The sequence below is a fragment of the Streptomyces sp. NPDC096193 genome, assembly GCF_040302905.1.
In the GTDB taxonomy this organism is placed as follows: domain Bacteria; phylum Actinomycetota; class Actinomycetes; order Streptomycetales; family Streptomycetaceae; genus Streptomyces.
Window position 1 is genome coordinate 304,752 of sequence record NZ_JBEOSJ010000001.1, and the last position, 11,573, is coordinate 316,324.

An 11,573-nucleotide genomic window follows, 5' to 3' on the forward strand; every position below is an offset into this window, starting at 1 on the left:
CAATCAAGTGGGGGTAGCCGTGGCGTCGGGCCGGGACAAGGCGTACGCGTATCTGAAGGACCATGTCCTCACCGATCCCGACATGCAGGGCACCTTTCTCTCGGAGCAGGACCTCGCCGACCGCATCGGGGTCTCCCGCACTCCCATCCGGGAGGCGCTGCTCCTGCTCGCCGCCGAGGACCTGGTGCACCTGGTGCCCAAGCGCGGCGCCCAGGTCGTGCCGCTGACGGGCCGTGAGATCACCGAACTGATGGAACTGCGCGGGATCGTCGAGCGGTACGCGGCCGAGCAGCTCATCGCACGCGGTGGTACGCCGCTGCCGGAGCTGACCGAAATCCTGGAGCGCCAGCGGACGTTGAGCACACCCGACCAGGCCCGGGACTTCATCGCCGTGGACCATCTCTTCCACGCCACGATCGTCTCGGCGGTCGGCAACGCACTGCTGGACCGGCACTACGACGGGCTCCGCAGCCGGCAGATCCGGGCCGGCGTGGTGGCCCTGTTCAACCAGCACGGCCGCCAGGCGGCGGTGCTGGAGGAGCACCGGGCGATCCTCTCGGCGATCGCCTCCGGTGACGCAGAAGCGGCGTGCGCCGCGATCGACACCCATCTGGAGACGACACTCAAGGTGCTCCTCGCGGGCTAGAACCGTGCGCGGCCCGATCCCGAAGGACCGGGCCCCGCTCCGCCTGGCCCGCTTATGCGCGCAGCCTGCGGTTGGCCAGGACCGGAATGGCCCGGCGTACCGCCGCGACCTCGTCGGGGTCGATGTCCGCCACCAGCAGTCCCGGCCCGGCTTCGAGCCGCTGCCGTACGGTCCCGTCGGGGCCGACGACCGCGCTGTGGCCGATCCCGGTCGGCGCTTTCGAGGTCACCGTCCCGCCGGACGCGACCGGGTCCGCCTGGCCCACGGCGGCGACCCAGAGGGTGGCGTCGAGCGCCCGGGCACGGGTGAGCAGTTCCCACTGGTCACGCTTGCCGGGGCCGTCCCCCCAGGAGGCGGGCAGCAGGGTGAGTACGGCTCCGGCGTCGGCGTGCGCCCGGAACAGTTCGGGGAACCGGACGTCGTAGCAGGTGGCCAGTCCGATGCGAAGGCCGTCGACGTCGATCGTGACCACCTCCGATCCGGCGGCGACGGTGTCGGACTCGGCGAAGCCGAAGGCGTCGTACAGATGGATCTTGTCGTAGGCCGCCTCGACGCCGGCGCCCGTGGCCAGCAGGGTGTTGGTCACCTTGCCGTCGGCGGCCGGTGTGAACATCCCGGCGACCACGACCAGTCCGGCCTCCTCGGCGATCTGCCGGACCTCGGTGGCCCACGGCCCGTCGAGCGGTTCGGCGAGCGGGCCGAGGCGGGTTCCGAAGCAGGCCATCGCGGCCTCGGGGAAGACGACGACCCGTGCGCCGGACTCCGCCGCGCGGTGAGCCTGTTCCCGCAGGACGGCAAGGTTCTGTGCCGGGTCGGGGCCGGTGGTGATCTGGCTCAGGGCGATGCGCATGGGGGTCCTTTCCGGGGGTGCTGAGGTCAGCCGGCGGTGGTCGTGGCCCGCGGGCCGGTGGCCGGCGCCGTGTGCTCCGTGGCCACCGGTGCGTCGTCCTCGTCGTCGGTGCCGTCGCGGCCGAGGAGGAGTCCGGTGACGGTGACGACGGCGGTCACCGCGACGTACAGGGCCAGCGGGATCCAGCTGTCGTAGGCGTCGAGCAGCGCGGTGAACAGCAGGGGCGCGACCGCGCCGCCGATCACGCCCGCGAGGGTGTAGGCGAGCGAGGAGCCGGTGTAGCGGAGTCGGGGGGTGAACTGCTCGGCGATGAAGGCCGCCTGCGGACCGTACATCAGTGAATGGAGCGCGAGCGCGACGACCACTCCGACCGCGAGCAGCGGCCAGCTGCCGCCGCCGATCATGGGGAAGAAGAGGAAGGGCCAGATACCGGCCGCCGCGGCGGCCACTCCGTACACCAGGCGGCGGTTGACGCGGTCCGAGAGGGCTCCGGCGAGCGGGATCAGGACGACCTGGAGCGAGGAGCCGATGAGGACGGCGGCGAGGGCGGAGCCGCGCGACATGCCCAGTTCGCCAGTCGCGTAGGTGAGCACGAAGACGGTGAAGAGCGCGTAGAGCACGTCGGGGGCGACGCGGCTGAGGATCGCCGCGGTCAGGGCGCGGGGATGGGTCGCGAAGACCTCCTTGATGGGCGCCTCCGGGCGGGTCTGCTCGGCCTCCATCGCCTTGAAGACCGGCGTCTCCTCCAGCTTGGCCCGGATCCACAGACCGAAGCCGACCAGGACTCCGGAGAGCAGGAAGGCCACGCGCCAGCCCCAGGACAGGAACTGGTCCTCGGTGAGCAGGACGCCGAGGGCGGCGAGCACACCGTTGGCCAGCAGGTTTCCGGCCGGCGGACCGATCTGGGCGGCCGAGGCGTAGAACCCGCGCTTGCGCGGATCGCCGAACTCGCTGGACAGCAGTACGGCACCGCCCCATTCCCCGCCGACGCCGACACCCTGGGCGAAGCGCAGCAGCACCAGCACGATCGGGGCCGTCACGCCGATCGTGGCGTACGTCGGCAGGAGGCCGATCAGCAGGGTCGCGGCGCCGATCAGGACGAGGGTCGCGATCAGGACCTTCTTGCGGCCGATCACGTCTCCGAGCCGGCCGAAGACGAAGCCGCCGAGCGGGCGGGAGACATAGCCGACCGCGTAGGTGGAGAAGGCCAGCAGCGTCCCGGTCGTGGGGTCACCCGAGGGGAAGAAGAGGTCGCCGAAGACCAGGGCCGCCGCCGCGGAGTAGATGGCGAAGTCGTACCACTCCAGGGCGGTACCGGTGAGGCTGGCGAAGAAGGCGCGGCGGACCGCCGACCTGCCGCCCCGGGGCTTGTCGATGCTGGTGCTGGTGCGCTTCACGGTTTCCGTCCTTGTGCGAGGGCGTGATGTCGACCTTCCGGCATACTTCTTGTATACAGGTCGTATGCGCAACCCCTCGGCGCACATTCATCCGCTTCGCTTCCCCCGGTATGGAGAGATCATGGCCCTGCTGAGCTTCGAACTTCCCGACGGATCGACCCGGGAGGTGGACGTCGTCCAGGTGCTCAACGCCGGATACGCCGGCCGCAGCCAGGACGACGTGGCTGCCCATGTGGCCGAGCTCGCCGAGCTGGGCGTGCCCGCCCCCTCGACGACCCCGGCGCTGTATCCGGTCTCCGCCTACCTGGCGCAGCAGACCGTTCAGGTGGGCGCGCAGCACGGGCGCACCTCCGGCGAGGCGGAGTGGGCGCTGATCGTCGACCGTGACGGCGAGCTGCTGCTGACCGCCGCCTGCGACCACACCGACCGCGAGCTGGAGGTGCACGGCGTGGCCTGGAGCAAGAACGCGGGCCCCGATGTCCTCGCCCGGCGGGCCTGGCGGCTGGCCGACGTCGAGGACCGGCTCGACACGCTGACCCTGCGGGCCTGGGTGACCCACGACGGCGACGAGTTCCTCATCCAGGACGGCACGCTGGCCGAGCTGCTGACGCCGGCCTACTGGGCGGACGTGCTGCGCGGACGCGGCGATCTGGTTCCGGGCACGGTGCTGATCTCGGGCACGATCCCGATGCGCGAGGGCGTGGACCAGTTCGCCGGCCGCTGGCGCGTGGAACTGGGCGACCCGGCCACCGGCGATGTCATCGACCTCGCGTACGACGTGGTGCCCCTGCCGGTGCCGATCGGCTGAGCGGGCGCACGGGAGGGCGGCGTACCCGGCGACGGGCCAGATCGAGGGCCGGGCGACGCACCTGAGCGATGGGCGGGGAACACGCACACAGCCGGGGATGACCCGTTGTTGACCGGCCGTCCACCCTCCCGTCTCCTGGGCCGGAGAGGCTGGCCGGGTGGACGCAACACAGCTCGCCCGCTCGCTGCTCGAACCGGTCCCGGCGCACCGCACCGCCGGTCTCGAGGTGCTGAGCGCCGCCGACGGCGCCGCGGAACTCGCCCTGACGACGCCCGCGGCGCAGACGAACGTGATCGGCTCCCTGCACTCCAGCGGGCTCATCACGCTCGTCGACGCCGCCGGGCTGGCCGCGATGATCGCCGTCGCCGAGAAACCGGACGAGTTCGCGGGCGTCGTCCCGCTGGGCGCGGTCGCCTCGATGGAGTTCCTCGCCCCGGCCCGGGGACGGCTCACCGCCGGCTGCCGGCTGGACGATCAGGCGTTGCTCGCGCTGCGGCCGGTCCTGTCCGGGGCGAGTGCCCGCGCGCGGCTCACCACCCGCGCCGAGATCGTCGACGCCTCGGGAGAGGTGGTCTGCCGGGGGCGCTTCGAGTGGAGTGTCCGCCGGACACAGGAGACGCGCTGACGGACCCCGCCAGCAGCGCATCCGTCCCTACGGAGGACCTGCCACGGTCCCCCGGGCGGGCTTCAGGCGGGCTCGCCCTTCGGAGGTTCGTGCAGCCCGAAGGGCGATCCCTGGTCGTCGCGGCAGAACGTGAACCGGCCGAAACGGGCGACCGTCTCCTCGTCGCCGCCGACGTCGAAGTCGTCGACACTGCCTCCGAGTTCGGCGACCCGCGCCAGGGCGGTCTGCATGTCGTCGACGCGGAAGAAGAGGTACGGGCCGGCGCCGGGGTCGCCGCCGTGCACACCGCCAGGGACGTCCGGGGTGCGGATGGCGTAGCCGCCGCCCTCCGTCGTGCCCTCCTCGAAGGACCACCCGAAGAGTCCACCGTAGAACGCGCGGGCCTGGGCGGGGTCGCCGACGCCCAGTTCGAAGAAGGAGATCTCACCGGTCATAGCGGGCTCCGCCTTCCTGTGACTGTGCTGTCCACGCTACGGCCGGCGCCGGACCCGCGCACCCGGCTGTCCCCGGTCCGCGGCGCGCCGCCCCCTCCCCGGCCCGGCCGCCGCCGACCGTGGCACGAAATGCGCGCAGGACGGATGTTCCCGCACGTCGAACGGCCCGGCGGAAATAGGGCATCGCCCGGGAAGGATCAAGAGCGGCCGGGAGAGTGCAAGGTCACAGCCTTCTCCTCTGCTGCACAGTTGTGTGCTTGACCTAGCATCTGAGCATGACGGTCCTCCCCGATGACGGGTTCTCACTGGCCGCCGAATTCCCGGATGCCACCCACGAGCAGTGGCAGCAACTGGTCGCCGGCGTGCTGCGCAAGGCAGGCAAGGACACCGCGGACACGGCGGCAGAGGACGCGCTGTCCACAGCCATCGAGGACGGGATCTCCGCCCGTCCTCTGTACACCGCGGTCGACACCGCGTACGACGGCGCCGGCTTTCCCGGTTTCGCCCCCTTCACCCGGGGCGGCAGGCCCGAGGGCGGCGCGGTGGCCGGCTGGGACGTGCGCCAGCGGCACGACCGCCCGGATCCGGAGCGTACGAACGAGGCCGTCCTCGCGGACCTGGAGAACGGCGTCACCTCCCTGTGGCTCTCCGTCGGGCCGGCCGGTGTCCCGGTCTCCGGCATGGCGACGGCCCTGAAGGACGTCTACCTCGACCTCGCTCCCGTCGTCCTCGACGCCGGAGCCGATTTCGAGGCGGCGGCAAGGGAGTTGCTGCGCATCCACGAGGAGCGCGGTATCGCTCCCGAGGCCGTGCGGGGCAACCTCGGTGCCGACCCCCTGGGGCATGCCGCGCGCACCGGTGCGTACGATGACCTCGCAGGGCAGACGGCCGCGGCCGTCGAACTGGCCCGGTTGTGCCACACGACCCGGCCCGGGCTGCGCGCCCTGACCGTCGACGCGTTGCCGTACCACGGGGCCGGCGCGTCCGCCGCGCAGGAACTCGGCTGCTCGCTGGCGACCGGTGTCGCCCTGCTGCGTGAACTCACCGCCGCCGGGCTCTCCGTCGAAGCCGCCTGCGCTCAGCTGGAGTTCCGGTACGCCGCAACCGCCGACCAGTTCCTCACCGTGGCCAAGCTCCGTGCGGCGCGCCGGGTGTGGGCGCGCGTCGCCGAGGCGTGCGGGGCCGGCTCCGCGGGCGCACAGCGCCAGCACGCGGTGACGTCGCCGGTGATGATGACCCGGCGCGACCCGTGGGTGAACATGCTGCGCACCACGGTCGCCTCGCTCGCCGCGGGGGTCGGGGGTGCCGACGCGGTGACCGTGCTCCCCTTCGACCACGCGCTCGGTCTCCCCGACGCGTTCGCCCGCCGTATCGCGCGCAACACCTCGACCATCCTCGTCGAGGAGTCGCACGTGGCCCGTGTGATCGACCCGGCCGGCGGCTCCTGGTACGTGGAGCAGCTCACCGACGAGGTCGCACAGGCCGCCTGGACCTGGTTCCAGGAGATCGAGCGGGCCGGCGGGCTGCCCGCCGCGCTGCGCTCCGGCCTGGTGGCCGAACGTATCGGCGCGACCTGGGAGAGCCGCAGCGCCTCGCTGGCCGAGCGGCGCGAACCGGTCACGGGCGTGAGCGAGTTCCCGCTGCTCGCCCAGGCACCGGTGGAGCGCGACCCGGCGCCCGCCGCGCCCTCCGGCGGACTTCCCACCGTGCGCCGCGACGAGGCGTTCGAGGCGCTTCGGGCCCGCTCGGACGCCCATCTGGCCGCCACCGGCGCCCGGCCGCGTGTCTTCGTCGCGGCCATCGGCCCGGCGGCCGCCCACACCGCGCGGGTGGGCTTCGCCGCCAACCTCTTCCAGGCGGGCGGCGTCGAACCGGTCCACGACCCGGTGTCGGTCGACGCGGCCACGGCCGCCGGGGCCTTCGCCGCGAGCCGGGCGCAGATCGCCTGCGTCTGCTCCAGCGACAGCCTCTACGCCGAGCACGCGGTGCCGGTGGCGGAGGCACTCAAGGCGGCAGGCGCGCGGCTTGTCCTCCTCGCCGGGCGTCCCGGCGACCAGCGTGAGACGTACGAACGGGCCGGGGTCGACGAGTTCGTCGTCGCGGGCGGCGACGCGGTCGCCGTCCTCACCTCCGTCCTCGACCGGATCGGAGTGGCGTGATGCGGATCCCGGACTTCACGGAGATCGAACTCGGGGCCGGCGGCACGTCGCAGGTCTCCGAGGACCAGTGGCGTACGGCGGTCAAGGAGTCGACCGGCAAGGGCGACACCGACCTGGTGTGGGACACCCCGGAGGGCATTCCCGTCAAGCCGCTCTACACCGGCGGGGATCTGGCGGGGCTGGACTTCCTCGGCACCTATCCGGGCATCGCGCCGTATCTGCGCGGCCCGTACCCGACGATGTACGTCAACCAGCCGTGGACGATCCGTCAGTACGCCGGCTTCTCCACCGCGGAGGAGTCCAACGCCTTCTACCGGCGCAATCTCGCCGCCGGGCAGAAGGGTCTCTCGGTCGCCTTCGACCTGCCGACCCACCGCGGCTACGACAGTGACCACCCCCGGGTGACGGGCGATGTCGGCATGGCCGGTGTGGCCATCGACTCGATCTACGACATGCGCCAGCTGTTCGACGGCATTCCGCTGGACAGGATGAGTGTGTCGATGACCATGAACGGTGCCGTGCTGCCCGTTCTGGCGCTCTACATCGTGGCCGCCGAGGAACAGGGCGTACCGCCCGAGAAACTGGCCGGGACCATCCAGAACGACATCCTCAAGGAGTTCATGGTCCGCAACACCTACATCTATCCGCCCCGGCCCTCGATGCGGATCATCTCGGACATCTTCGCCTACACCTCGCAGAAGATGCCGCGGTACAACTCCATCTCGATCTCCGGGTATCACATCCAGGAGGCCGGGGCCACGGCCGACCTGGAGCTCGCGTACACCCTCGCCGACGGCATGGAGTACCTGCGGGCGGGCATCGGCGCCGGTCTCGACGTGGACGCCTTCGCGCCCCGGCTGTCGTTCTTCTGGGCGATCGGCATGAACTTCTTCATGGAGGTCGCCAAGCTGCGGGCGGCGCGCCTGCTGTGGGCGAAGCTGGTCAAGACGTTCGACCCGAAGAACGCCAAGTCGCTGTCGCTGCGCACCCATTGCCAGACGTCGGGCTGGTCGCTGACGGCGCAGGACGTCTTCAACAACGTCACGCGTACGTGTGTGGAGGCCATGGCGGCCACCCAGGGACACACGCAGTCCCTGCACACCAACGCGCTCGACGAGGCGCTGGCGCTGCCGACGGACTTCTCCGCGCGCATCGCCCGCAACACCCAGCTCCTGCTCCAGCAGGAGTCCGGTACCTGCCGGGTCATCGACCCGTGGGGCGGCAGCGCGTACGTCGAGAAGCTCACGCACGACCTCGCCCGGCGGGCCTGGCAGCACATCGAGGAGGTCGAGGCGGCCGGCGGCATGGCGCAGGCCATCGACGCGGGCATCCCCAAGCTGCGCGTCGAGGAGGCGGCCGCCCGTACGCAGGCCCGGATCGACTCGGGACGCCAGCCCGTCATCGGCGTCAACAAGTACCGCGTCGAGACCGACGAGGAGATCGACGTTCTCAAGGTCGACAACTCCTCGGTGCGCACCCAGCAGGTGGAAAAGCTGCGGCGGCTGCGCGCGGAGCGCGACGAGGGTGCCTGCCAGGACGCGCTGCGGGCGCTCACCGCGGCCGCCGAGTCCGGTCCGGGCGCGGGTCTGGAGGGCAATCTGCTGGCCCTGGCGGTCGACGCGGCGCGTGCCATGGCGACCGTCGGCGAGATCTCCGACGCCCTGGAGAAGGTCTACGGGCGCCACTCGGGGCAGATCCGTACGATCTCCGGTGTGTACCGAAACGAGGCCGGGACGTCACCGGCGGTGGAGCGGACCCGGACGCTGGTCGAGGAGTTCGAGGAGGCCGAGGGCCGTCGCCCGCGCATCCTGGTGGCCAAGATGGGCCAGGACGGCCACGACCGCGGCCAGAAGGTGATCGCGACGGCCTTCGCCGACCTCGGCTTCGACGTGGACGTGGGCCCGCTGTTCCAGACGCCGGCCGAGGTCGCCCGCCAGGCGGTGGAGGCGGACGTCCACATCGTCGGTGTCTCCTCGCTCGCCGCGGGCCATCTGACACTGGTGCCCGCGCTGCGGGAGGAACTGGCCGCGGAGGGCCGTGAGGACATCATGATCGTGGTGGGCGGGGTGATCCCCCCGCAGGACGTCCCGACCCTGCTGGAGGCCGGCGCGGCAGCCGTCTTCCCACCCGGCACGGTCATCCCCGACGCCGCGCAGGACCTGGTGAAGACGCTGGGCGCCTCGCTCGGCCACGAGTTGTGAGCTCATGCCACCGACGATCGACATCGACAGTTACGTCAAGGGCGTACGTGAGGGGTCGCGGGCGTACATCGCGCGCGCCGTCACGCTCGTGGAGTCCACCCGCGCCGATCACCGGGCGCTGGCGCAGCAGTTGCTCACCGAGCTGCTGCCGTACGCCGGCACGGCCCGGCGGGTGGGGATCAGCGGAGTGCCCGGGGTCGGCAAGTCCACCTTCATCGACGCGCTCGGGACGCTGCTGACCGGGCTCGGGCACCGGGTCGCGGTCCTCGCCGTCGACCCGTCGTCCAGCCGTACCGGCGGCTCCATCCTCGGCGACAAGACGCGGATGGAGCGGCTGTCGACGGACCCTGCGGCGTTCGTACGGCCCTCCCCCACCTCGGGCACGCTGGGCGGTGTCGCCAAGGCGACACGCGAGACCATGATCGTGATGGAGGCGGCCGGCTACGACGTGGTGCTCGTCGAGACGGTCGGCGTGGGCCAGTCGGAGACCGCGGTGGCCGACATGGTGGACACCTTCCTGCTGCTCACGCTGGCCCGCACCGGCGACCAGCTCCAGGGCATCAAGAAGGGTGTGCTGGAGCTGGCCGACGTCATCACGGTGAACAAGGCCGACGGACCGCACGAGCGGGACGCCCGTTCCGCGGCACGTGAACTCGCGGGCGCGCTGCGACTGATGCACCCCGCCGACGCGGCGTGGACTCCCCCGGTGCTGTCCTGCAGCGCGCGCGAGGGCACGGGCCTGGACACGGTGTGGGAACGGATCGAGCAGCACCGCTCGCTGCTGGACTCGACGGGACGCCTCGCGGCGAAGCGGCGTTCCCAGCAGATCGACTGGGCATGGACGATGGTCCACGACGGCCTGCGCGACCGGCTGCGCGCCCACCCCGAGGTACGGGCGCTCGCGCCCGATCTCGAACAGCAGGTCCGGGAGGGCCGGTTGACGGCGACGCTGGCGGCGGAACGCATTCTGGACGCGTTCTGGAAACCACAGCCGTAGGGCGTGTCCCGGCGTGCGCCGGGGCGGTGGTCGCGGGCGCGGGCCTGGAATTGAGCTCGGCCGCCGGGCGGGGCGGCGGGCTCGGCCGCCGGGCCGGGGTGGCACTCGCGGGCGCGGGCGTGAGCGCCCTGGTGCGGGCCAGGCCCCGGAGCGATGGACCCCGCGCGGCGGAAGGCTCCCGCCTCCCGCCGCGTCGTCTCACCGCCCGGACGCCTGCGGGTCGCCCGCCTCTCCGACCGGGATTCCCGAGCCGACCACCCGCGCCTTGATGCCCTCCTTCTCCACCCTGATGTCCTGAAGGCTCAACTCACGCAGCGACGCGGGCAGTTCGAAGGAAAGGGAGAGCCGTTCCGACAGCTCCGGGGGCTTGAGCGCGAGCAGGCCCTTGACCAGGGCGGGGTCGATGCCGAGCTTTTCCAGGAGTTCCGGGTGGGCGACCACCACGTCGACGAGGTTGACCCTCATCAGTTGCTCGGCGAACTTCGGGGCGCCCGTCAGCCGGTTCAGTTCCTTCTCGCTCGCCAGCGCCCGGCGCACCTGCGCGTCGCTGACGCCGAGCCGTTCGACGATCGCCGGTACGGAGAGCAGCGCCTTGGCGCGTGCGGCCTCGCGGCTGATGAGGTCGGCTGTCTCACGGTGCAGCCGCAGGCCGGAGTGTTCGGGGTCCTTGCCCGGCCGGTAGACGGCGATGCCCGGGATGTCGAGCTGCATGCCGTCGATGGTGGTGGTGAGGGCGCGGCCGTTGTCGCGGGTGATCCGGGCCTGGGCCCGGACGCTCAGGTCCTGTCCGGCGACGGCGAGTTCACCGCTGACCCGGACGGCGTCGTCGCCGCTCCCCGTGAACGTCAGCTGGGAAGCGCCGAGTTCGCGATTGAGATCGTCAAAAGAGAGCAGGACCTCGCCGTCGAGGCGGCCGATGACCGCGCCCTGGATCGAGGTGGGCGCGTCGCCGACGATACGGACGTCGCGCACACTGGCCCGTACCTCCGCGAGCGAGACCCGGTCCGCGGAGACGTCCGGGACAGTGACGTCGACGCGGTCGACCCGGTCGCCGAGCACCTGGGTGAGGAACGGGAAGCCGTGGATGTCCACATCCGGCCGGGTGGCGAGACCGAGCGATTTCTGCAGCTTGTCGGCGGCCTTGCTCTGTGCGTACGCCTCGGCGAGCCGGTCGGCGAGCAGCAGGCAGACGGCGAACAGACCCGTGACCAGAACCAGCTTCACCAGGGCGGGCAGTGCGGCGAAGCGGCTTCTGCCGCGGTGGTTGGGCGGTTGCCAGTCGTCCTCGTCGTCGGTGTCGGACCGCAGTCCGAGCTCCAGCGGATCCCTCGGAACGTAGTCGGTGTAGTCGGGCTCCGGATCTGCCAGTTGAGCGAGTTCCTCGTACGGATTTCGCGAATGCGTCGATATGCGTGTGGGGGGTCGCATCGGCTCATCCCACCATGCGGGCCACCCT

Annotated in this window: 10 protein-coding genes; 6 read left to right on the plus strand and 4 right to left on the minus strand. The window is 71.7% G+C overall.

Annotated features, from left to right (window positions below; genetic code table 11):
* Window positions 1-19 precede the first annotated feature (19 nt).
* A complete protein-coding gene (locus tag ABTX78_RS01410; protein ID WP_352204755.1) occupies window positions 20-646 on the plus strand; it encodes a GntR family transcriptional regulator in 627 nt (208 codons plus the stop codon).
* A gap of 52 nt (window positions 647-698) precedes the next feature.
* Here ABTX78_RS01410 and ABTX78_RS01415 read toward each other — a convergent pair whose 3' ends face one another.
* Window positions 699-1,496 (minus strand): carbon-nitrogen hydrolase family protein, encoded by a 798-nt coding sequence (locus tag ABTX78_RS01415; RefSeq protein WP_352204756.1) that lies wholly within the window; start codon window positions 1,494-1,496, stop codon window positions 699-701.
* A gap of 26 nt (window positions 1,497-1,522) precedes the next feature.
* Window positions 1,523-2,893: an MFS transporter gene (locus ABTX78_RS01420; RefSeq protein WP_352204757.1), complete on the minus strand. Its 1,371-nt coding sequence runs from the start codon at window positions 2,891-2,893 to the stop codon at window positions 1,523-1,525.
* Between the two features lie 121 nt (window positions 2,894-3,014).
* Between ABTX78_RS01420 and ABTX78_RS01425 the strand changes: the two genes are divergently transcribed.
* Window positions 3,015-3,701 carry a DUF2848 domain-containing protein gene (locus tag ABTX78_RS01425; protein ID WP_352204758.1) on the plus strand — a complete coding sequence of 229 codons (687 nt, stop codon included), beginning with the start codon at window positions 3,015-3,017 and terminating at the stop codon, window positions 3,699-3,701.
* A gap of 157 nt (window positions 3,702-3,858) precedes the next feature.
* A complete protein-coding gene (locus tag ABTX78_RS01430; RefSeq protein WP_352204759.1) occupies window positions 3,859-4,326 on the plus strand; it encodes a PaaI family thioesterase in 468 nt (155 codons plus the stop codon).
* Between the two features lie 62 nt (window positions 4,327-4,388).
* Here ABTX78_RS01430 and ABTX78_RS01435 read toward each other — a convergent pair whose 3' ends face one another.
* Window positions 4,389-4,760, minus strand: coding sequence for a VOC family protein (locus tag ABTX78_RS01435; RefSeq protein ID WP_352204760.1), 372 nt, complete (start codon window positions 4,758-4,760; stop codon window positions 4,389-4,391).
* 275 nt (window positions 4,761-5,035) lie between these two features.
* On the opposite strand from ABTX78_RS01435, the gene ABTX78_RS01440 reads away from it, so the two are divergent.
* From ABTX78_RS01440 to meaB, 3 genes are read left to right on the plus strand one after another with little or no spacing between them, the layout of a single operon-like run.
* Entirely contained in the window at window positions 5,036-6,919 is a 1,884-nt protein-coding gene (locus ABTX78_RS01440; protein ID WP_352204761.1) for a methylmalonyl-CoA mutase family protein, read from the plus strand.
* Window positions 6,919-9,120: a methylmalonyl-CoA mutase gene (scpA, locus tag ABTX78_RS01445; RefSeq protein ID WP_352204762.1), complete on the plus strand. Its 2,202-nt coding sequence runs from the start codon at window positions 6,919-6,921 to the stop codon at window positions 9,118-9,120. Before ABTX78_RS01440 ends, scpA begins: the two co-directional genes overlap by 1 nt.
* A 4-nt stretch (window positions 9,121-9,124) precedes the next feature.
* Window positions 9,125-10,117 carry a methylmalonyl Co-A mutase-associated GTPase MeaB gene (gene meaB, locus ABTX78_RS01450; protein WP_352204763.1) on the plus strand — a complete coding sequence of 331 codons (993 nt, stop codon included), beginning with the start codon at window positions 9,125-9,127 and terminating at the stop codon, window positions 10,115-10,117.
* A gap of 198 nt (window positions 10,118-10,315) precedes the next feature.
* On the opposite strand, the gene ABTX78_RS01455 is transcribed toward meaB, so the two are convergent.
* Complete coding sequence (locus tag ABTX78_RS01455) at window positions 10,316-11,545, minus strand: LmeA family phospholipid-binding protein (RefSeq protein WP_352204764.1); 1,230 nt, start codon at window positions 11,543-11,545, stop codon at window positions 10,316-10,318.
* Window positions 11,546-11,573 lie beyond the last annotated feature (28 nt).